The organism is Acidobacteriota bacterium (assembly GCA_039683095.1).
GTDB lineage: Bacteria > Acidobacteriota > Aminicenantia > Aminicenantales > Saccharicenantaceae > RBG-16-66-30.
Genome location: JBDKSB010000012.1, coordinates 1186071 through 1206921 on the forward strand (window position 1 = coordinate 1186071; position 20851 = coordinate 1206921).

The window sequence follows — 20851 nt, forward strand, 5'->3', positions numbered from 1 at the left end:
GGCGGCCCGAACACGGACCTCGCGCCGCCTGCGTCCTTTTGAAGTTAGGACGGAGCCGCAAAAATGTCAATACAATTAGATAAGTAAGAGAAGGGGGACGCGGTCCCGCTCAGCTGATCTCGCCGGTGAGGTAGGCCCGCGTCCGCGGGTCGCGCGGGTCGGCGAAGACCTCGGCCGCGGGGCCCTGCTCGACCAGCTCGCCCAGATAGAGGAAGGCGAGATGGTCGGCGATGCGGCGGGCCTGGCGGAGGATGTGGGTGACGACGACGACCGTGTAGTCGCGCTTGAGCTCGAGCAGCCGCCGCTCGACGTTCTGGCTCGACTGCGGGTCGAGGGCCGAGGTCGGCTCGTCGCCGAGGATGATCTCGGGCTCGACGGCCAGGCCGCGGGCCAGGCAGAGCCGCTGCTGCTGCCCGACCGAGAGCGCCGAGGCGGGCTCGCGCAGCCGGTCGCGGACCTCGTCCCACAGCCCGGCGACCCGGAGGTAATGCTCGACCCGCCGGTCGAGCTCCTTCCGGGCCCGCAGGCCGTGGAGGCGGGGCCCGTAGGCGACGTTGTCGGCGATCGACATCGGCAGGACCTGGGGCTTCTGAGAGAGCAGGCCCATCTTCTTGCGGATCCGCGTGACCTCGGTCCGGGGCGCGTAGATGTCCTCGCCGTCGACGAGGACCTGGCCGCGAACGCGGGCCCCTTCGGCCGTGTCCAGGAGCCGGTTGAGCGACTTGAGCAGCGTCGTCTTGCCGCAGCCCGACGGCCCGATGATGACCGTGATCTTCCGGGCCGGGATGTCTAGGCTCACGTTCTTGAGGACCTGCAGGTCGCCGTAGAAGACGCTCAGGTTCCGGATGCTGATGGGGGTCTCGCCGTTCATCGGAGCGGCCGCCTTTCACTTGACGACATGACGGGTCACCTTTCGGCCCAGCGCCCGGCCGGCCAGGCTGATGAGAAGGATGATCAGGGTCAGGACCGCGGCCGAGGCGTAGGCCCGCTCGCGGACCTCGGGGAACGGGGTCCCGAGCTGGAAGAAAATGGCCAGCGGCAGGGTGGCCGCAGGGTCCAGGAGGCCGCCGGGGACGCGGTCGGTGAACCCGGCCGTGAACAGGACCGACGCGGCGTCGCCGATGCCCCGGCCGAAGGCCAGTAGGACGCCGGTCAGGATGCCCGGGGCCGCCTGGCGGACCAGGACCTTGACCGCCGTCTCGAAGCGGGTCGCGCCGAGCGAGGCCGAGGCCTCCTTGAGCTCGCGCGGGACCAGGCGCATGACCTCGTCGATGGCCCGGCTCATGATCGGGAACTCGAGCAGGGCGACGGTCAGGAGGCCGGCCAGGAGCGAGGCCCGCAGCCCCAGGGCCAGCATGAGGAGGAAGCCGAAGGCGCCGTAGACGATGGAGGGCACGCCCCAGAGGACGTCGAGGAAGAAGCGCGTCCAAACCGCCGTCTTCGACGTCCGGGCCTTGTAGACGTTGAGGTAAAGGGCGAGCGGCAGGCTCAGGAAGAAGGCGAGGACGGTCGCGCCGATGGCCAGCTCTAGCGAGCCGACGATGGCGTTCAGGATGCCGCCCTCCTTGCCGAGGTAGAAGCCGCCCTTGGGCGTCCGGGTCAGCATGGACAGGCTCAGGGCCGGCACCGATTTCCAGAGGATGACGGTCAGGATGAGAACGAGCGACAGGAGGACGGCCGCGGCCGAGACCGAGGCCAGGACGCGGAAAGCGCGGTCGGTCCGCTTGCGCCGGCCGAGTCCGCCGTCCGGGAGCGGCTTCACCTGGCCCTCCGCTCGACCCGGACCAGGATCGCCCGGGCCAGGACGTTGAAGGACAGGACGATCAGCATGAGGACGAGCGAGGCCAGCATCAGGGCCGCGTCGTAGCGGGGCACGGACATCATCTCGCCGTAGTTGTTGGCGATCAGGGCCGGCAGCGGGTAGCCCGGGTCGAAGAGCGAGCGGGGCACGGCCGGCACGTTGCCGACGACCATGAGCACGGCCATGGTCTCGCCGAAGGCCCGGGAGAAGCCGAGGACGGACGCGGCCAGGATGCCCTGGGCCCCCTTGCGCAGGACGACGTGCCTGATCGTCTCCCACTGCGTCGCGCCCAGCGACAGGGAGGCGTCGCGGAGCGCCCGGGGGACGGTCGAGAAGACCTCGAGGGTCACATGGATGATCGTCGGGAAGGTCATGATGGCCAGGACGATGCCGCCGGCCAGGATGCTGAAGCCGGAGGAGACGACGCCGAAGGCCGGGGCCAGCACGTCGCCGACGAAGGGCACGACGACGATGACGCCCCAGACGCCGTAGACGACGGAGGGCAGGCCGGCCAGGAGGTCGATGACCGGCTTGGCGGCCTCGCGGACCCAGCGCGGGGCGTACTCGGAAAGATAGATGGCGGCCAGGATCGAGACCGGCACGGCCAGGGCGAGCGCGGTCACGGTCACCCAGACCGTCCCGGCGATGAACGGCAGCAGCCCGAACTCGCCCTTGAGGGGGCGCCAGACCGGGGAGAAGAGCAGGCGGGACAGGGGCTCGACGGCCAGGATGGCCCTGGACTTGAGGAACAGCCCGATGACGATGAGCAGGACGAGAAGGCCGGGCAGGGTGGTGACGATCCCCATGCCCCGGCGGGCCAGCGCGTCCTTGACCAGCCTCATCGCTTTTCCGCGGCGCGGACGACGGCCAGGCCCGAAGCGATCTTGTCCGGCCCGACGCCGATGTAGCCCATCTCGGGGACGTACTTCTGGCCCTCGGTCAGGACCCAGGCCAGGAACTCCGCCAGGAGCGGCCGGTCGGGCCGGCCCTTGATGACGAAGTAGAGGTCGCGGGCCGGCGGCGAGGGGTAGGCGCCAGCTGCGATGGCCCGGGTCAGGTCGTCGCGGCCGGCGTAGACCCGCTCGGCCGGGTCGACGAGGCCGTTGCCGTCGATGTCGATCGGGGCGATCTCGAGCCCGGCCACGGGCTTCAGGCTCTTGGCGTCGTAGGCGAAGTTGACGTTGTTGAAGCCGATGCCCAGCGGGTCGCGGCGGACGGCCTCGGCCAGGCCGGGATCGCCGTAGACGCCGACGCCGCCGAGGTCCTCCTGGTGCCCGCCGAGGTAGGCGGCCCAGGTTTCCGCGGCGCCGCAGGCGTCCGAGCGGGTGTAGACGTGGATCGGGGTCTGGCCGGGCCGGCCGAGGAGCCCCTCCCAGGTCGCGGCCGTCTTCCGGATCCAGATCGCAGTGAAGTCCTCCTTCCTGAGGCCGCGGCGGAGGATCTCGTCCAGGAACGGGTTCTTCCTGCTGATCGTGGCCACGACCGCGTCCTTGGCCACGGCCAGGGCCACCGCGCCCTTCGCGGTCTCGGCCTCATGGATCTCGCGGGAAACCATGCCGATGTCGGCCGCGCCCGCGAGGACGTCGGCGATGCCCTTGCCCGCGCCGCCGGCCTGGACGTCGATGGCCGTTCCGGGATGGCTCTTCTGGAACTCCTCCTGCCAGCGGACGGCCAGCGGATAGAGGGCCCAGGCGCCCGAAAGCGACAGGCTTTCGCCCGCGGGCCGCGCCGCCGCGGAGGCGGCCGGAGGGAAGGCCCCGTTCGCGTTTCTGCAGGCCGGGAGAACGAGGGCCAGGACAAGGATGACGGAGAGGGCGGCGGCGAAGGCGGCCGCTGAGCCGGTACGTTTGGTCATGTCATGCCTCCTGCGGCCGGCCTCTAGAAGGCCGCCTGGAACTGGGCCAGCAGGCCGGACTTCTCGCGGCCCGCGGCCTCGAGCCCGTGGATCTCGTAGTTCAGCTGCAGCTTGGTCCGGCCGGCGATGTACCAGCTGACGCCGAAGGTGACGATGTGCTTCCCGTTGTCCGGGACGGCCCGGTCGAGATCGAGCGCATCGTAGCGGACGAGCGCCTGGAGCTTGCCCGGCAGGGCGAACACGCCCGCCAGGGCGTACCAGCCGGCCCTGGAAACGAGCCCGTCCCTGGCGTGGATGTATTCGCCCTTGACCATCACGCGGTCGAGGCGGAAAAGGGCTTCCAGGCCTTCCTTGTTCCGGCCGGCCAGCGGCGCCCCTTCCGCCGGGGCCCGCCGGCCCCGATAGACGGAGCCCCCGATCGCCAGGGACTCCAGGGGCTTGAGCACGAGCCGGCCGCTGAAGTCCTTGCGGCCGTCAGAGTCCGCCTTGTTGATGACGGAGCCGTTGAAGAGACCGAACGAGTACTCGGCGATCTTCCAGCTGCCGAAGGCGGCCAGGCCGGCGTCGCGGCCCGACGATCCGATGTCGCGGCCCGGCGCCAGGGCCTCGACCACGGCCGGACGGTTGACCATTTCGATGTCCGCCACCGAGGTCACGTTGTCCAGGCTGAAGGGGACCAGGAACTGCCCGAAGCGCAGGCCGGCCCACTTGAGCGGGGCGTAATCGATCTGGGCGTCGAGCAGCGCGGGCGACTTGACCAGGTCGGCGGAGAGCTTGAAGCTGAGGTTCTTGACGATCGTCCCGCCGAGCGACAGGCGGGCCCGGCGGAGCGAGAAGGTGTCCGTGCCGGGGTCCCAGGAGGCGCCGTAGAACTGGGCGTAGCCGCCGAGCTTGAGGTTCTTGAGGGCCGTGAGGACGGGCGAGTCCTTCTTGTCCTTTTCTTCGGCCGCGGCCGTTGCGGCCGGCAGAACGGTCAAGGCCAGGGCCAGGGCGGCCGCCGCGGCCGCGGCCCTCGGAGATCTTAGGCTCATCGTCTCCCTCCATGCGGGCGCGCCGGCCTCTTCGCCGCTCCGCCCGCCTTCTTCGCCGGGCCGGTTCCCGGACGGCCGCCGGCGCCGGGCCGGCTTCTCCGGACGAGGTCGTCGAACGTCGTCGCCTCGAGGATCTCGGCCACGGCGTCGCGGACCTCCTTCCAGAGCCAGCGCAGGCCGCACGTCGCCTCCATCGGGCAGGTCTCGTGGGCCATGACGCTGACGCAGTCGATGGGCGCCAGGGGGCCGTCCATGACCCGGATGACCTCGGCCACATTGATCTGGGCCGGGGGCTTGGCCAGCACGTAGCCGCCGTGCTGGCCCTTGCGGCTCCTGAGATACCCCGCCCTCTTGAGAAGCAGGAGGATCTGCTCCAGGAACCGCTGCGGGATCTCCTGGGCCTTGGCGATCTCACGGCTGTGGACCGGCCCGCCGGCGTAGCGCCGGGCGAGCTCAAGCATGGCCCGGCTGGCGTATTCGCCCTTGGTCGAGAGCCTCATCGCGCCTCCGTTGTTAGTCGACTATCTCAATAGACTAAGTCATTTAACATATCGCGCCAGCCCCTGTCAAGCCTTTTTTCGGTTCTTCTCCCGATTCCGGGAGGATCCCTCTCTTCGGCTTTGCTCAGGGCCTTGCCTCTGGCAACGGGAAGCGGGATCTTGGGAGCGACCAGGCAGGATCACGGCTGAGGGCTCGAAGCCGCGAGAAGGAATCCCGGAGATGGGAGCGAGACGGATTTGAAAGGGGGCCCGCGTCTTTGCGAAGCGAGAGATGACGACGCGAGGCGCGGCCCTTCCCATGCGCCCGGAGCCGCTGACGCCTGTGAGCGCTTTGGAGCGGCGAGGACGCGTGGGGGTGGCGGCGAGAAGAGGAGGCAGCCTATCTTTTAAGCGTCGACCGGCCGGAGAAGACGGCCTTCGACCCCAGCTCCTCTTCGATGCGCATGAGCTGGTTGTACTTCTCCACCCGCTCGCCCCGGCAGGGCGCTCCGGTCTTGATCTGGCCCGTGCCCATGGCCACGCTCAGGTCGGAGATGAAGCTGTCGACCGTCTCGCCGCTGCGGTGGGAGATCATGGCCGTCCAGCCGGCCTGGCGGGCCATCTCGATGGCCGCGACCGTCTCGGTCAGCGTCCCGATCTGATTCAGCTTGATGAGGACGGAGTTGGCCGCCTTCTCCGCGATGCCGCGGGCCAGCCGCTTGACGTTGGTCACGAAGAGGTCGTCGCCGACCAGCTGGACGCGTCCGCCGAGCGTCCGGTTGAGCAGGGCCCAGCCCTGCCAATCGTCCTCGGCCAGGCCGTCCTCGATGGAGATGACCGGGTAGCGGCCGATCCAGTCCTCGTACATCCGGACCATCTCCGCCGGCCCGACCTTCTTGCCTTCGGTCCGGAGGTTGTAGACGCCGTCCTCGTAGATGCTGCTCGCGGCGCAGTCGAGGACGATGCCGATGTCGGCGCCGGGCTTGTAGCCGGCCTTTTCGATGGCCTTGATGATGTTCTCGATGGCGTCCGAGTTCTTCTTGAACGCCGGGGCGAACCCGCCTTCGTCCCCGACCCCGGTCGAGTAGCCGGCGGCCTTGAGGACGCTCTTGAGGGCCTGGTAGGTCTCCGCGCCCCAGCGCAGGGCTTCGCGGAAATTCGGGGCCCCGACCGGCGCGATCATGAACTCCTGGAGGTCGGTGCTCTGCCAGTTGGCGTGGACGCCGCCGTTGAGGATGTTGAACATCGGCACGGGCAGGAGATGGGCTTTCGGGCCGCCGAGGTGCCGGTAGAGCGGGGCCTTCGTCGAGGCGGCCACGGCCCGGGCCGAGGCCATGCTGACGCCGAGGACGGCGTTGGCCCCGAGCTTGGTCTTGGACTCGGTGCCGTCGAGGGCGATCATGGCCTGATCGACGGCGGCCTGATCGAGGGCGTCCAGGCCGGCGACGCGCGGGGCGATCAGGTCGTTGACGTTCCCGACGGCCTTGAGCACGCCCTTCCCCTGGTAGCGCGACTTGTCGCCGTCGCGGAGCTCCAGGGCCTCGTAAACGCCCGTCGATGCGCCCGACGGAACGCCGGCCCGGCCCCAGGAGCCGTCGGCCAGCGTGACTTCGACCTCGACGGTCGGATTGCCGCGGGAATCCAGGATCTCGCGGGCATGGACTTTCTTGATCAGAGCGGACATGGGTTGCCTCCTGAAAAACTCGCCGAGACATTCTAGCAGAGGGAGGCCGCGATTGACAACCCCTGGCGGCCGATGCTAAAAGAGGGGGCGAGGCGTCATCCATGGAGATCCTGCGGGTCCTGCTCAAGCTCGTCCTGGCCGTCGCCCTGGGCGGGCTCATCGGCCTCGAGCGCGAGGCCAGCCAGAAGCCGGCCGGCTTCCGGACGAATATCCTCGTCTGCCTGGCCGCGACGATGATGATGACCCTGGCCACGCTCATCGCCGGGAAGAACGCATCCGGCGCGGACACGCTCGTCCGCATGGCCGCCGGCGTCATCACCGGCATCGGCTTCCTCGGCGCCGGCACGATCTTCCAGGCCCGGGGCACGATCGCCGGCCTGACGACCGCCTCGACGCTCTGGGTCGTGGCCGGCCTGGGTCTGGTCATCGGCGCCGGCTACTACGTCCCGGCCGTCATCTTCACCGCGCTGACCATCGTGACCCTCATCGTGTTCGGCCGGATCGAAGAATCCTATCTGCGCAAAGCGCAATTCCACTACCATCTAAAGGCCAAGGCCCGTCCCTACATCCTTTCCAGCCTGCGCAAGCTGGCCCTCCACCACGGCGTCCGGCTCGAGCGCCTGACCATGAAACAGGAAGGCTCGTCCTACCTCCTGGCTTTCTCCTTCGCGGCCTCCGAGGAAAAGGAACAGGACTTCAACCAGGGGCTCCTGGAGCTGGCCGATATCGAAGAGCTGAAGATTGACTGAGCGGCGCCTGCTCCTGGCGACCGGCAATCCCGGCAAGGTCCGAGAGATCCGGCGGGCCCTCGAGGGCCTGGCTATCCAGGTCGTCGGCCTGCGCGACGTCCTGCCGGCGCCCCCGCCCGTTGAGAGGGGGCGGACCTTCGCCGAGAACGCCCGGGCCAAGGCCCTGTATTACGGCCGGAGGTGGTCCGGCCTGGTCGTGGCCGAGGATTCCGGGCTCGAGGTCGACGCCCTGGAGGGCGCGCCCGGGGTGCGCTCGGCGCGCTTCTCGGCTCCCCGCCCGTCCGACGAGAAGAATGTCCGCAAGGTCCTGCGCCTCCTCAACGGCCTTCCCCCGGCCGGGCGCAAGGCCCGCTTCGTCTGCGTCATGGTCCTGGCCCTGGACGGCCGGGTCATCCGGGAATTCCGCGGCGAGGTCGGGGGCAGGATCGCTCTCGAGCCGCGCGGGGAATCGGGCTTCGGCTACGATCCCGTCTTCTATTACCCGCCGCTCAAGAAGACCTTCGCCGAGCTTGCGCCGGGAGCCAAGAACGAGATCAGCCACCGCGGCCGCGCCGTCCGCGAGCTGCGGGCCTTCCTCGAGGCGAAAAGAAAGGCCCTGCCCGGCGACCTTCCGGACAGGGCCTAGGCCATCATTTTGGCGCGCTCTCCGCCCCCACCGTGATCAGGTCCCTGATCTGCTCGAAGATCTTCTCGCCGATCCCCTGGACCTTCATGATCTCCTCGACTTTCCGGAAATTGCCGTTCTTCGTCCGGAAATCGACGATCCTCTGGGCGACCTTGGGGCCGATCCGCGGCAGCGTCTCGAGCTCCGAGGCCGAGGCCGTGTTGATGTTGATCCGGCCCTTCGGCGCCGGCGACTGGGCGTAGGCCGGGGCGAGCGCGAGCGCCAGGATCGCCGCGGCCAGCCCCAACGCCAGGGCCTTGTGTCTTTGTGTGGTCATGGGTGCGACCTCCTTTCGCCCCCGTTTTATGCAACGCCCGTGCCACCCCGCCCGCCGTCCCGTTGCTTTATTTTGTGGCGGTTACAAGAGAGCCCCGGCACCCCTTGTCTAGCTCCGTGGACAAAACCGCGCCCGGCGTGGAAACGGCTGTTAGCGCGCGAAACGGGGTGAGGATGCGGGCTGGAGGGGCGCCGCCGGCGCGGGGACGGCTCAGGACCGGGGGTGGCTCTTCTTGTAGACGCCGATGAGCTGGGTCAGGTCGACGTGGGTGTACTTCTGCGTCGTGGCCAGGCTGGCGTGGCCCAGCAGCTCCTGGATGACTCGCAGGTCCGCGCCCCGGCCGAGCAGGTGGGAGGCGAACGAGTGGCGGAGCGAGTGGGGGCTGATCTTGCGGGTCACGGCCGTGCGCCGGATGTGCGCCCGGACCATGCGCTGAATCGACCGGGCGGTCAGCCTTCCGCCCCGGTAGTTCAGGAAGAAGGCCTCGCCGCCCTTCCCCCCGCCCGCGGCCAGCGCGGGCCGCGCCCGCCGGTAGTCCTCCATGGTCTCGAGGGCCTTGCGGCCGAAAGGCACGAGGCGCTCCTTCTTGCCCTTGCCCCGGACCCGGACCAGGCGCTCGCCGAAGTGGAGGTCGGCCGTCTCGATGCCGACGAGCTCGCTGACCCGGATGCCCGTGGCATAGAAGAGCTCCAGGATGGCCCGGTCGCGGAGGTCGATGGGCTTGTCCGAGGCCGGCAGGTCGAGCAGCGACGCCGCCTCGTCCTCCGACAGGAATGACGGGATCTTCTTCTCCAGCCGCGGCCGGGACAGGACCCGGGCCGGGTTATCGGCGATCCATCTCCGCCGCATCGCGAAATCGTAGAACGAACGCAACGCGGCCAGCTTGCGCCCGATGGTCGACTTCTGGCGCTTCTTCTCGTGGAGCCCGGCCAGCCAGCCGCGGAGGATGACGTTGCCGGCCCTGTCCCAGCGGACCTCGCGCTCCTTCAGGTAGGCCGCGACCTGCCGGAGGTCGCGCTCGTAGGCGGCGACGGTGTGGGGGGAAGCGTTCTTCTCGTGCCGGAGATAGTCCAGGAACTCAGCGATTTCCTTGTTCATCTGCGCCGCCGGATCCGGCCGCTCCGGTCTTCGCTCCGTCCGGGCCGGCCGGCTCCTTGGCCGGGGCCGTCTCCCAGATCTTGTCCCGGGGCGCGGCTTCCTTGAACGCGCACTTCTCGTTCTTGCAGTAGACGTACGGCTCGCCCTTGATGAGGTTCTTCCGATAGATGACCGGCGCGCCGCACTGCGGGCACGGCCGGGCGATGGGTTCGTCCCAGGAGGCGAAATGGCACTTCGGGTAGCGGCTGCAGCCGAAGAAGAACTTGCCCCGGCGCGTCTTCCGCTTCAGGATCTGGCCGCCGCAGCCGGTCGGGCAGGCGATGCCCGTCTCGACCGGACGGTCCTTCTTGATGAACTTGCACTTCGGGTAGTTGGAGCAGGCCACGAACGGCCCGAACCGGCCGAACTTCTGGGCCAGCTGGGAGCCGCACTCGGGGCACTTCTCGTCGAGGGGCTTGGATTCCCTCTTGTCCAGGCTCTCCCTGAACTTGCACGCCGGGTAGGCGGAGCAGGCCTTGAACCGGCCGAAGCGGCCGTCCTTGATGACCAGGTCCGCCCCGCACTTGGGGCACTTCTCGTCGATGGGGATGCCTGTCTTCTTGACGCTCTCGGTCTCGAGCCCCTGCTTGAGGGCGTCCTCCAGGAGGCCGTATAGCTCCTGGAGGCTGTCGACGCCCTTCCGCGCGCCCTCGGAGATCTGGTCGAGCTCCTCCTCCATCTGGGCCGTGAACTTGAAGTCCATGAGCCGGGCGAAGTGCTTGACCAGGAAGTCCGTGACGTACGTCCCCAGCTCGGTGGGCTTGAACTTGCCCTCCTCCTTGACGACGTAGGTCCGGCCCTGGATCGTGGCGATCGTCGGGGCGTAGGTGCTCGGCCGGCCGATGCCGCGGGCCTCGAGCTCCTTGACCAGCGTGCCCTCGGTGTAGCGGGGCGGCGGCTCGGTGAACTTCTGCTTGGTCTCGAGCTCCAGCAGCTTGAGCGTCTCGCCGGCCGCGGCCTTGGGCAGAAGCTCCTTATCGCTCGCGCCGTTCGGCCAGACGGCCAGGAAGCCGTCGAACTTGACCACCTCGCCCTTGGCCTGGAAGAGGTACCGCCCGGAGGTGATGTCGAAGGATGTCTCCTCGATCCGGGCCGCGGCCATCTGCGAGGCGATGAACTTCCTCCAGACGAGCTTGTACAGGTCGTATTCCTCTTTCTTGAGGAAGGGCTTGACCTTCTCCGGCGTCAGCTCGACGTGGGCCGGCCGGATGGCCTCGTGGGCGTCCTGCGTCTTCTTCTTGCTCGCGTAGACGTTGGGCTTGGCCGGGACGTAGGGGGACCGGTGCCCGGCATGGGAAGCCGCCTCGTCCGCCGGCGCGTTCGCGTCCGCGGCCGCGGCGGCCTTGTCGCCCGGGTAATTCTGCTCGATCCAGGCCCGGGCCGCCGCCTGGGCCGACTCGGAGATGCGGAACGAGTCCGTGCGCATGTAGGTGATGAGCCCGGTCTGGCCGAGCTCGCCGATGGGCATGCCCTCGTAGAGCTTCTGGGCCACGAACATGGTCTTCTTGACCGGGAAGCGCAGCAGCCGGAAGCCGTCCTGCTGCAGGGTGCTGGTGATGTAGGGCGGGCCGGGGTGCTTGTATTTCGGCTTGACCTGGACCTGGCCCAGGACGAAGGGCGTCCGCTCGCACTCCTCGCGGACGATCCCGGCCTCCTCCCCGTTGCGGACCTTGGCCTTCTTGCCGTCGACCTTGGCCAGCGCGGCCTTGAAGGCCGGCGGGTTGGCGGCCTCGAGCCGGGCGGCGATATTCCAGTATTCCTCCGGCTTGAAGGCCTCGATCTCCCGCTCCCGGTCGACGATCAGCCGCAGGGTCACCGACTGGACCCGGCCGGCCGACAGGCCCCGGGCGATCTTCTTCCACAGGAGCGGGCTGATGCGGTAGCCGACCAGCCGGTCGAGGATGCGGCGCGTCTGCTGGGCGTCGAGCAGGTTCATGTCGATCTGGCCGAGGTCCTTGAAGGCCGCCCGCACGCCGTCCTCCGTGATCTCGTGGAAGGAGGCCCGGAAGATGTTCGCGTTGGCGTCGGACAGGAGCTGGCTGAGATGCCAGGAGATGGCCTCGCCTTCCCGGTCGGGGTCGGCCGCCAGGATGACCCGGTCGCTCTCCTTGGCCGCCTTCTTCAGCTCGGAGACGATCTTCTTCTTGTCGGGGATGACCTCGTAGGTCGGCTCGAAGCCGTGCTCGACGTCGACGCCGAGGCCCTTCTTGGGCAGGTCGCGGACATGGCCCATCGAGGCCTTGACCAGGTAGTCCGGACCGAGATAGTGGTTGACCGTCTTCGCCTTGGCCGGCGACTCGACGATGACCAGTGATTTCGACACCTTACATTCTCCTCTGGAATTCTTTCCCGGGATGCTGGATAACGGCCCCCTTCAGCTCGAGGCCCAGCAGCAGCGCCAGCAGGCCGGAAACCGACCGGCCCGTCCGTTCGGCCAGCTCGTCGATGGACAGGGCCGCGTCGACGGGCAGCTCGTCCAGCAGCCGGCGCTCGTCCGGGCTCAGAGAAGCGGCGCTATTCTCCTCTTTTGCGTCCCGCTGCGCAAGGAGATTCTCGCGCCACGGCGACGGCAGGGCGTCGGCCACGTCCTCCCACGAGGCCACGGGCCGGGCCCCGTCCCGGATCAGGCCGATGGGCCCTTCGCTCAGGGGCGAGGTCACGTTGCCCGGGACGGCCATGACCTCGCGGTCCTGGGACAGGGCCAGCTTGGCCGAGATGAGCGAACCGCTCTTGCGGGCCGCCTCGACCACGACCAGGCCCAGGGCCAGGCCGCTGATGATCCGGTTCCGGACCGGGAAGTTCTCCGCCAGCGGCGGCGTCCCCAGGGGTAGCTCCGAGACGACGGCTCCGCGCCCGGCGATCTCCCGGTGCAGGCCGCGGTTCTCCCACGGATACGGAACGTCCAAGCCGGAACCGAGCACGGCGATCGTCCTTCCTTTCTTGAGAGCCCCCCGATGAGCGCAGGCGTCGATGCCCGCGGCCAAGCCGCTGACGACGACGCAGCCGCGGCCGGCCAGGTCGGCGGCCAGCTTCTCGGCCACGGCCCGCCCATAGGGGGTGGGCCGCCGGGCGCCGACAACGGCCACCGCGGGATTTCCCAGAGCCCCCGGGTCGCCCTCGCAATAGAGGGCGAACGGAGGATCGAAGATCTCTCGCAGGTACCCCGGATAGCCGGGGTGGTCCAAGGTCAGGAGAGTATACGCCTTCCTCTCTATTATTTCCACTTCCCGGCGGGCCCGGTCCAGGGCCCGGCCGCCGGCGATGGCCTCGACCGTCCGGGCGTCCAGCCGCAGCCCCTCGAGATCGCCGGGGCCGGCCCGGAAGACGTCGGTGATCGCCGGGAAGCGGGCCAGGAGCCGGCGGGTCGCGGCGCGCGGCCCGTAGAAAAGGAGCGCCAGCGCCAGCCAGCAGAGGTCCCGGTCGTCCACGGTCGCCTCCCTATTGTAATAAGGACGCCCGGGGAGGGCGGTCTGTCCCACTGCCGTCGCCCGGGCTCAGCGGCCGAACAGCACGGACGAGCCGGTGTAGAAGGTCCCGGCTACGGCGCCCGTCATCAGGCAGGCCAGGGTGGCCGCGAGAAGGGCCCGGAAGCCGATCCGCGACAGGTCCCTGGCCCGGGAGGGCACGAGCGCCGCCGTCCCGCCGACGAAGATGGCCAGGGAGGCGACGTGGGCGAAGCCGCACAGGGCATAGGAGGCGATGATGGCCGAGCGCGGGTCGCGCAGGGCGCCCGCGGCCATGAGCTCGGACAGCCGGCCGAACGAGAAGATCTCGGTCAGGATGGTCCGGTCCCCGAGGAGCTTGGCGATCGAAAGGGCGTCGGACGGCGGCACGCCCATGGCCAGGGTCAGGGGATAGAAGACGTAGCCGAGCAGGGCTTCGATCGACCATTTGAAATGCCAGCCGAAGATCCCGTTGGCCAGGCCGCCGAGCCAGCCCAGGACCAGGTTCGCCAGGGCCAGCAGGCCGAGGAAGGCGATGAGCAGCGTGACGATGCCGCCGAGGAGCTTCAGCCCGTCCCGGGCCCCGTTTATGACGGCCATGATCAGGTTGTCCTCGCGCTCGTAGTGGGGCTTGACGTCCAGGCCGAGGGTCAGCGGCTTCCCGGTCTCGGGCATGACCAGCTTGGCCATGACGACGCAGGCCGGGGCGGAGATGAACGAGGCCGACACGAGGTGGCCGGCGATCGTCGGGATCTGCTTCTGCAGCATCAGGACGTACATGGCCAGGACGGTCGAGGCGATGGTGCCCATGCCGGCCGTGACGATGGTCCCGAGCTCGGACACGGTCATGTCCTTGAGGTGGGGCCGGACGACCAGGGCCGACTCGACGCCGACGAAGATGTTGGCCGAGACGGACAGCGATTCCGCCCCGCTGATCCGCATCGTTTTGGTGAAGACCCGGGCGAACAGCCGGACGAAGAAGGGCATGACGCCGAGATAATAGAGGGCCGCGAGCAGGGCGGCGAAGAAGATGATCGTCGGCAGGCCCTGGAAGGCCAGGAAATAGCCCAGGCTCGTCTCCCCCGCGGCGTTCACCGTTCCCGGAGGCAGGGCCAGGCGGCCGAAGACGAACTGGACTCCGGCCATGGCCGTCCCGAGGACCGCGGTGACGGCGCCGTTGACCCAGAGGAAGACCTTCGCCCCGGCCGGGACGACGAAGATGAAGAAGGCCAGCAGCAGCTGGAGCCCGATGCCCCAGAGGATGACGCGGACGTTGACGACCTTGCGGTCCGTCGAGAAGAGCCAGGCCACGGCCGCCAGCACGAACAGGCCGGCGAAGCTGACCAGGTTGTAGGCGGTCACCTCATTCCTCGAGGCGGAACTGCTTGCGGGACGAGGCCGCGCCGCGGACGAGCGTCAAGCGCGAGGGAGGGACGCCCAAGTGCTCGGCCAGCCGCTCGACGATCTCGTCGTTGGCCCGGCCCCGGTCCGGCGCGGCGCGCACCCGGACGCGGAAGCTGCCGGGGGCCAGCTCCTCGACGCCGGGCGCCTTGGAGCGCGGCTGGGCCTTGACCGTGAGGATGCGGGCCATTCCCCCTACTTCAGGACCGACTTGTACTTCTCGAAGATGTCCTTGAGCTCCTTGCGGGAGATGACGTAGCGGCTGACGTAGACGGACATGGTCGAGCGGACGGGGTCGTTCGACTTGAGCAGGATGTAGTCGCGCTGGACGCCCAGCCGCGTCTGGGGCGGGAAGCGGAGCTCGACCTCGCGCGACTCCCCCGTCGGCAGGAAGAACGGCGAGACCAGAGGCTTGCCGCCCGAGAAGAACCCGACGTTCTCGTGGGCCAGCTCGACCTTGAGCTCGCGCTCGCCGGCGCTCTTGACGACGATCCGGGTCGACGGCGACTCGCCCTCGAGGACGAGGCCCAGGTCGACGTTGTAGCGGTCGATGTCGATGCGGGGCGCGGGCGGGACCTGGATCTCGGCGACGAGGCTGAGCTCGCGCCGCGGGTTCTCGCCGTCGTTCGAGACGAGGTAGATATAGCGGGCCAGGCGCCCGGAATAGCCGCGGGTGTCGAAGGTCGCCTTGAGCTTGCCTTCCCGGCCGGGAGCGATCCTCTGCTCGGAGACCAGCGCGGCCGTGCAGCCGCAGGTCGTCTCGACCTTCTCGATGACCAGCGTGGCGCCGCCCTCGTTCTTGAAGACGAACTCGCAGCTGACGACGTCGCCCTGCTTGACCGTCCCGAAATCGTGGGCCGTGGCTCTGAACACGGCCCGCGGCTTCGGTGCCTGGGCGGGAACGGCGGCCAGGCTGACTGCCGCGGCGGCGGCCAGAAGGATGGCGCCGAGGCGCCGGGGGATGCGTTCGTTCATCGGACTCTCCTCGATGTCTCAGGATACTCCATCGCCGCGCCGCCGGGCAAGCCTATTCGACGGTGACGCTCTTGGCCAGGTTGCGCGGCTGGTCGACGTCGAAGCCCTTGGCCGCGGCCGCGTGGTAGGCGAACAGCTGCAGCGGCAGGACGGTCAGGAACGGGGTGAAAAGCTGGTGCGTCGCGGGGATGGGGAAGACCTCGTCGGCGACGGCCCGGGCCTTGTCGTCGCCCTCGAAGGCCACGGCCAGGATGCGCCCGTTCCGGGCCTGGACCTCGGCGATGTTGGACAGCATCTTGTCGTGGACGCGGTCGCGGGGCACGACGGCCAGGGTGGTCATGCCCTCGTCGATCAGGGCGATGGGGCCGTGCTTCATCTCCCCGCCGGCATAGCCCTCGGCGTGGGTGTAGGAGATCTCCTTGAGCTTCAGGGCCCCCTCCAGGGCGATGGGGAAGTTGATCCAGCGGCCGAGGAAGAGATAGTGCTCGCAGGCCAGGTAGCGGCGGGCGGCCCGCTCGATCGCGGCCGCCCCGCCGAGGACCTGGTCCATCTTGTGGGGCACGCGCTGCAGCTCCCGGACGAGCTCCAGGCTCTCGCCGTCCGGGAGCGCGCCCCGGGCCTGGGCGAAAGCCAGGGCGAACAGGGCCAGCGCGGCCATCTGGCCGACGAAGGTCTTGGTAGCCGCGACGCCGATCTCGGGCCCGGCGTGGAGGTCGAGGAGCCCGTCGGCGGCCCGGGCCATCGAGGAATTGGCGTTGTTGGTGACGGCCAGGACGGCCCGGGCCTTCGCCCGGGCCAAGCGGAGGGCGGCCAGGGTGTCGGCCGTCTCGCCCGACTGCGAGATGCCGAGGACGAGCGTGCCGCGGTCCATGACGAAATCCCGCGACCGGAGCTCCGAGGCGTATTCGACCTCGACCGGGACGCGGGCCAGCGTCTCGAGCATGTACTTGCCGACCAGGCCGGCGTGGTAGGACGTGCCGCAGGCGATGATGACGACGCGCGCGGCCTCGCGCAGGACCTCGGGCGGCAGGCCCGTGTCCTCGAGGAAGACCCGGCCCGAGTCGAGCGCGACCCGGCTCTTGAGGGTGTCCCGGACGACGTCGGCCTGCTCGAAGATCTCCTTGGCCATGAAGTGGGCGAAGCCGCGCTTCTCGACCATGGCCGGCTCCCAGTCCAGGGTCTCGACGGCCTTCTCGACCGGGTCCCCGGCGAAGGTGGCGAAGCGGGCCCCGTCCGAGGTCAGCACGGCCATCTCGCCGTCCTCCATGTAGGCGACGCGCCGGGTGTGGTGGAGGAGGGGCGTGATGTCCGACGACAGGAAGGTCTCGCCCTGGCCGAAGCCGACGACGGCCGGCGGGCCGTTGCGGGCGGCGACGATCCGGCCGGGGTCGCGCGACGAGATGCAGGCCACGGCGAACGAGCCCTCGAGCTCGCGGACGGCAGCCCGCAGGGCCTCCTCGAGGGAGCCGCGGAAGTGCTTCTCGACGAGGTGGACGATGACCTCCGTATCGGTCTCCGTCCGGAAGACATGCCCTTCGGCCTTGAGGCTCTCCTTGAGGGCCCAGTAGTTCTCGACGATGCCGTTGTGGACCAGGGCGATGGTGCCGCTGCAGTCGGTGTGGGGGTGGGCGTTGTCCTCGCTAGGCCGGCCGTGGGTGGCCCAGCGGGTGTGGCCGATGCCGCAGGCGCCGACGAGCGGGTGCAGCCTGAGCTCCTCGGCCAGGTCGCGGATCTTGCCCTTGACCCGGCGCCGCCCGATCCCGCCGCCGTCAAGGACGGCGATGCCGGCCGAGTCGTAACCCCGGTACTCGAGCCGCCGCAGGCCCTCGAGCAGGCCGGGGACCGCGTCCCTGGCGCCGGCGCAGCCGATGATGCCGCACATGCTTCCCTCCTCAACCGAGATCCGGCCCTTCCTCCTCGCCCTCGCCGTCATCGGGCGAGGGGGGGAGGGGCCCGGGCAGGCCGATGAGCGGCAGGTACTTGCCGCCTTCGGCCTGTGGATTCAGCGACGCCAGGATGCGCAGGTCCGGCCGCAGGGCCAGATCGACGACCTCCCCGGCGTTCTCCGGGGCCAGGACCTGGACGGAGGGCCTGGTGACGTCCGTGTCGTTGACCGCCCGGACAACCCCGACCCGTCCGTCGTCCATCGAGACCAGCGTCCCGATCGGCCAGACGCCCATGAACTGGAAGAACTTGTCCAGGAGCTGGGGCTCGAACATCTTGCCCCTCTCGAGCACCATCAGCTCGTGGATCTTCTCGGGCGGATAGTCCTTCTTGTAGGACCGCTTCAGGGCCAGGGCGTCATAGACGTCGCAGATGGAGACCATCATCGAGGCCGGGTGCGGCCTGCGGGAGTAGGGCGACCTGGGATAGCCGGTCATATCGTGGCGGAGGTGGTGCTCATAGCAGATGACGACGGGCAGGATGCCCAGGACGTCCTTGTAGCCCTCGAGGATGCGGGCCCCGAGGAGGGGGTGGTTGCGGACCTGGAGGAACTCGCCCTCGGACAGCTTCGATTCCTTCTGGATGAGCTTGAGCGAGATGTAGAGCTTGCCGACGTCGTGGTACAGGGCGGCTATGCCCAGGTCGAGGACGTCGTCCTTGGCGAACTGCAGCTTCGAGGCGAAGAACATCGAGAGCAGGGTGACGTTGAGGAGGTGGACGAAGGTGACCAGGTCGCGCCTCTTGACCGAGACGAGGTTAAGCAGCTCCTGGTGGCGGCCGACGAAGTCCTCCATGATGCCGAGGATGTTGAAGCGCAGGTCGAGGTAGTCGACGTCCTCCCGCTCGAGGACGACGTTGAGGGCATGGGAGACCGTGCGGACGGAGCCCTCGTAGCGCGTCCGGGTCTCCGCGGCCGCCGCCTCGGCGGCATCGCCCCTGACCATGGTCCGCAGCTTCCCGGCCCGGATGTTCTGGATGCCGTGGAGGTTGAAGTACTCCTGCTCGCTGATCTTCTCCGTCCGCTTGACCCGGGTCAGGAAGATGATGAACTCGCGCAATTCCTCGAAACGCAGGCCCTGCTGGAAGATGATCCGCTCGACGCCGTTCTTCTCCAGGAAGTCGATGAGCAGGCCGAGCTTGCCCCGGAGGTTGAAGAAGATCTCGTCCTCCCAGGCGGCCTCGCCGCCGATGATGCCGAGGACAAGCTCCTTGCGGTCCTCGAGGATCTCCTGGACGATGGCGTGGAGCCGGTTGAGGTACTCCTTGAACTTCGGGTGGTCGCCGGTGTAGATCTTGCCGGCCTGGATGGCGTTCATCAGGTAGATGAAGCAGATCTTGATCTTATCCCTCACGCCAGATCTCCAGTCCCCATTTATCGAGCAGCGCCGCGGCCGCGTGCCGGACCTTGCGGTTCCAGAAGTCCTTCCGCTCGGACAGCGGGGCGACGTACGGGGCGGCCTCGCGCAGCCCGTAGCGCCCGACGATGCCGATGTTGCGCAGCAGCGCCTTGTTCCGCAGGCCGTAGGGCGAGGCCAGCCCGAAGAGCTTGGTGAAGGCGACGTGCTTGGTCCGCTCGGTGCGCAGGAGCAGGCTCAGGGCCTCGGCCCGGATGATCTCGTTCTTTTTCTCCAGGATGGGGAAGAGGAAGGCCTCGTCGAACTCCTGGAGGTTCTCCATGGCCTGCAGGGCCTTGAGCTTGACGCCCGCGTCGCCGGCCTGGTAGACCTTCTTCAGGGTCTCGAGGGAGGTCGGGGTGTCGATGAGCTTCAGGGCCTCGGCCAGGCGGCCCAGGAGCTCGGCGTCGACGGCGCGCTTGCGGATCGCGGCCTGGAAGGCCGGGATGTCGTCCGGGAAGAAGCGGAAGAGGGCCCGCAGGAGCGACGAGGAGACGACCCGGTCCTTGAGGACCGTGTCGGCGTAGACCTCGCGGCCGTAGCGGCTCCGGCCGAGCCGCTCGATGAAGGCGTCCAGCTGCGGCCCGGATTCGCCCCGCAGCAGGCAGCCTTCGATATGCTCGGCCACGGACCGGAGGGCCTCCTCGTAGCCCGCCTCGCCGGCCAGGTCCGCCGCCCGGCCCTCCAGGACCTCCTGGAAGGCCAGCAGGAACTCGAAGTCGGCCTCCTGGACGATCCGCTCCCACTCCTCGGCGACGCGCTTCAGGACGGCGGCGGCCGTCCCCGTCTCCCGCTCCCGGGCCAGCAGGGTCAGCAGGAGGAAGCGGTAGTTCCGCTGCAGGAGCGCGTGGTCCAGGACGAGCCTCTGGTCGAAGGAGATCTCGTTGAGGAGGTTGGACAGGGTCTGCCGGTAGATCTCCGAGTGAAGCGACGAGGACATGCCCGACATCAGGATGCGGATCTTCGACTCGGTTTCGGCCCGGCGGTTCTGGGGGTCCTCGGTGTGGAAGAGGGCATGGAGCGAGGTGGCGATCTTCTTGTGCCGCTCCTTGTCGATGATCCGGGAGAAAATGCTGAAGCTCAGCGAGTCGAACTTGTCGTTGCCGATGATCTCTTCCCAGAGGGTCGAGGCCAGGTCCTCCTCGCTCAGGTCGGAGATGAGGAGCTTGAGGTTCTCGAACTTCGACTCGGTCGGCGTCTTGCGGGCCGCGACGATGGTCTTCAGGAGCTGCTTGGAGGCGACCCGGTGCTTCTCCTCCGAGGTCTCCTTGAGGTAGTGGAAGAACTGGGCGAAATTCTTGTGCAGCTCCTCGTTCTGGATGAGGTCTTCAGTGTTGAACTTGCCGACGACCTTGTCGAACGACCCGGCCAGCTCCTCGTACTTGGCGGCGTCGTTCTCCTCGACGGCCTCCATGAGGAGGTAGGGCCAGATGTCCTTGATCTCCTCGCCCTCGCCCTGGAGGAGGATCGAGTAGTCGAGCGTGTCGACCGTGATGTGGACGATGCTCTCCCGCTTGACGATGGCCGCGGCCCCGCCCTCCCGGATGAACATCTTGACGGGCAGCATGATCTTGGAGGCGAAGCGCATGAACTCGTCGAAGCCCAGGCCCGGCCTGAACTCGAGGCGCTTGATCTTGCGGAAGTGGAAGAGCTGGGCCAGGTCCATGTAGGTCCGCTCGCCCTCCCAGAAGCGGCCGTCGATGAGCAGGGCGTGGGGGGAGAAGCCGATCGAGAGCGGGTTGACGTGGGCGAAAAGGGCCTCGAGCTTGGCCAGGAGCTCGTTGACGCTGCTCTTGAAGGCCGGGTGCTCGGCGTTGTACATCGAGGCCATCTTGAAGGCCACGCGCAGGGACCGGGTCATCGAGCGGATGAGCTCGTCCCTGTCCGCGGGGATGTCGACGCGGGCCGGGGCCGGGACGGACGGGTCCGCCAGACCGGTCGGGACTCCATCGCGCTCGGCAGGCATGGTTCACCTAAACAAGAAAGCCCGGGCTCTATTCTCCTCTCCCCCGGTGAA

At 68.6% G+C, this 20851-nt stretch carries 19 protein-coding genes; 2 read left to right on the forward strand and 17 right to left on the reverse strand.

The genetic code is table 11. From position 1 onward, the window contains the following. Positions 1 to 109: 109 nt before the first annotated feature. The 7 genes from ABFD52_12980 to eno all read right to left on the reverse strand — a co-directional run bounded on the left by ABFD52_12980 (position 110) and on the right by eno (position 6850). The gene (locus ABFD52_12980; protein ID MEN6561677.1) at positions 110 to 871 is read right to left on the reverse strand and encodes a phosphate ABC transporter ATP-binding protein; all 762 of its coding nucleotides are present in this window, start codon (positions 869 to 871) and stop codon (positions 110 to 112) included. 15 nt (positions 872 to 886) lie between these two features. Next, positions 887 to 1762, reverse strand: a complete 876-nt coding sequence (gene pstA, locus ABFD52_12985; protein ID MEN6561678.1) for a phosphate ABC transporter permease PstA — start codon at positions 1760 to 1762, stop codon at positions 887 to 889. After that, positions 1759 to 2643 carry a phosphate ABC transporter permease subunit PstC gene (gene pstC, locus ABFD52_12990; protein ID MEN6561679.1) on the reverse strand — a complete coding sequence of 295 codons (885 nt, stop codon included), beginning with the start codon at positions 2641 to 2643 and terminating at the stop codon, positions 1759 to 1761. The genes pstA and pstC overlap by 4 nt, the downstream gene beginning before the upstream one ends. Further along, complete coding sequence (locus ABFD52_12995; GenBank protein ID MEN6561680.1) at positions 2640 to 3656, reverse strand: substrate-binding domain-containing protein; 1017 nt, start codon at positions 3654 to 3656, stop codon at positions 2640 to 2642. The genes pstC and ABFD52_12995 overlap by 4 nt, the downstream gene beginning before the upstream one ends. Positions 3657 to 3679: 23 nt before the next feature. Beyond that, positions 3680 to 4687, reverse strand: coding sequence for a porin (locus ABFD52_13000; GenBank protein MEN6561681.1), 1008 nt, complete (start codon positions 4685 to 4687; stop codon positions 3680 to 3682). Further along, the gene (locus ABFD52_13005; protein ID MEN6561682.1) at positions 4684 to 5187 is read right to left on the reverse strand and encodes an Rrf2 family transcriptional regulator; all 504 of its coding nucleotides are present in this window, start codon (positions 5185 to 5187) and stop codon (positions 4684 to 4686) included. Before ABFD52_13005 ends, ABFD52_13000 begins: the two co-directional genes overlap by 4 nt. A 379-nt stretch (positions 5188 to 5566) precedes the next feature. Beyond that, complete coding sequence (gene eno, locus ABFD52_13010; protein MEN6561683.1) at positions 5567 to 6850, reverse strand: phosphopyruvate hydratase; 1284 nt, start codon at positions 6848 to 6850, stop codon at positions 5567 to 5569. Between the two features lie 101 nt (positions 6851 to 6951). Here eno and ABFD52_13015 point away from each other — a divergent pair, with 101 nt between their 5' ends. Both ABFD52_13015 and rdgB read left to right on the forward strand, forming a co-directional pair. Next, a complete protein-coding gene (locus ABFD52_13015) occupies positions 6952 to 7599 on the forward strand; it encodes an MgtC/SapB family protein (GenBank protein ID MEN6561684.1) in 648 nt (215 codons plus the stop codon). Then, positions 7592 to 8224 (forward strand): RdgB/HAM1 family non-canonical purine NTP pyrophosphatase, encoded by a 633-nt coding sequence (gene rdgB / locus ABFD52_13020; protein MEN6561685.1) that lies wholly within the window; start codon positions 7592 to 7594, stop codon positions 8222 to 8224. The genes ABFD52_13015 and rdgB overlap by 8 nt, the downstream gene beginning before the upstream one ends. A 4-nt stretch (positions 8225 to 8228) precedes the next feature. Here rdgB and ABFD52_13025 read toward each other — a convergent pair whose 3' ends face one another. From ABFD52_13025 to ABFD52_13070, 10 genes are all read right to left on the reverse strand, one after another. Beyond that, the gene (locus ABFD52_13025; GenBank protein MEN6561686.1) at positions 8229 to 8540 is read right to left on the reverse strand and encodes a helix-hairpin-helix domain-containing protein; all 312 of its coding nucleotides are present in this window, start codon (positions 8538 to 8540) and stop codon (positions 8229 to 8231) included. A gap of 210 nt (positions 8541 to 8750) precedes the next feature. After that, positions 8751 to 9638: a tyrosine recombinase XerC gene (gene xerC, locus ABFD52_13030; GenBank protein ID MEN6561687.1), complete on the reverse strand. Its 888-nt coding sequence runs from the start codon at positions 9636 to 9638 to the stop codon at positions 8751 to 8753. Further along, positions 9619 to 12000, reverse strand: coding sequence for a type I DNA topoisomerase (locus ABFD52_13035; GenBank protein MEN6561688.1), 2382 nt, complete (start codon positions 11998 to 12000; stop codon positions 9619 to 9621). Before ABFD52_13035 ends, xerC begins: the two co-directional genes overlap by 20 nt. A 1-nt stretch (position 12001) precedes the next feature. Beyond that, positions 12002 to 13105, reverse strand: coding sequence for a DNA-processing protein DprA (gene dprA, locus ABFD52_13040; protein MEN6561689.1), 1104 nt, complete (start codon positions 13103 to 13105; stop codon positions 12002 to 12004). Positions 13106 to 13171: 66 nt separating this feature from the next. After that, positions 13172 to 14482 (reverse strand): nucleoside transporter C-terminal domain-containing protein, encoded by a 1311-nt coding sequence (locus ABFD52_13045; GenBank protein MEN6561690.1) that lies wholly within the window; start codon positions 14480 to 14482, stop codon positions 13172 to 13174. A gap of 1 nt (position 14483) precedes the next feature. Continuing rightward, complete coding sequence (locus ABFD52_13050; GenBank protein ID MEN6561691.1) at positions 14484 to 14711, reverse strand: DUF167 domain-containing protein; 228 nt, start codon at positions 14709 to 14711, stop codon at positions 14484 to 14486. Between the two features lie 5 nt (positions 14712 to 14716). Next, positions 14717 to 15496 carry a DUF1573 domain-containing protein gene (locus ABFD52_13055; GenBank protein MEN6561692.1) on the reverse strand — a complete coding sequence of 260 codons (780 nt, stop codon included), beginning with the start codon at positions 15494 to 15496 and terminating at the stop codon, positions 14717 to 14719. Between the two features lie 52 nt (positions 15497 to 15548). Continuing rightward, entirely contained in the window at positions 15549 to 17378 is a 1830-nt protein-coding gene (gene glmS, locus ABFD52_13060) for a glutamine--fructose-6-phosphate transaminase (isomerizing) (protein ID MEN6561693.1), read from the reverse strand. Positions 17379 to 17388: 10 nt separating this feature from the next. Beyond that, positions 17389 to 18792 (reverse strand): HD domain-containing protein, encoded by a 1404-nt coding sequence (locus ABFD52_13065; protein MEN6561694.1) that lies wholly within the window; start codon positions 18790 to 18792, stop codon positions 17389 to 17391. Then, complete coding sequence (locus tag ABFD52_13070; GenBank protein ID MEN6561695.1) at positions 18782 to 20800, reverse strand: hypothetical protein; 2019 nt, start codon at positions 20798 to 20800, stop codon at positions 18782 to 18784. The genes ABFD52_13065 and ABFD52_13070 overlap by 11 nt, the downstream gene beginning before the upstream one ends. Between the last annotated feature and the right edge of the window lie 51 nt (positions 20801 to 20851).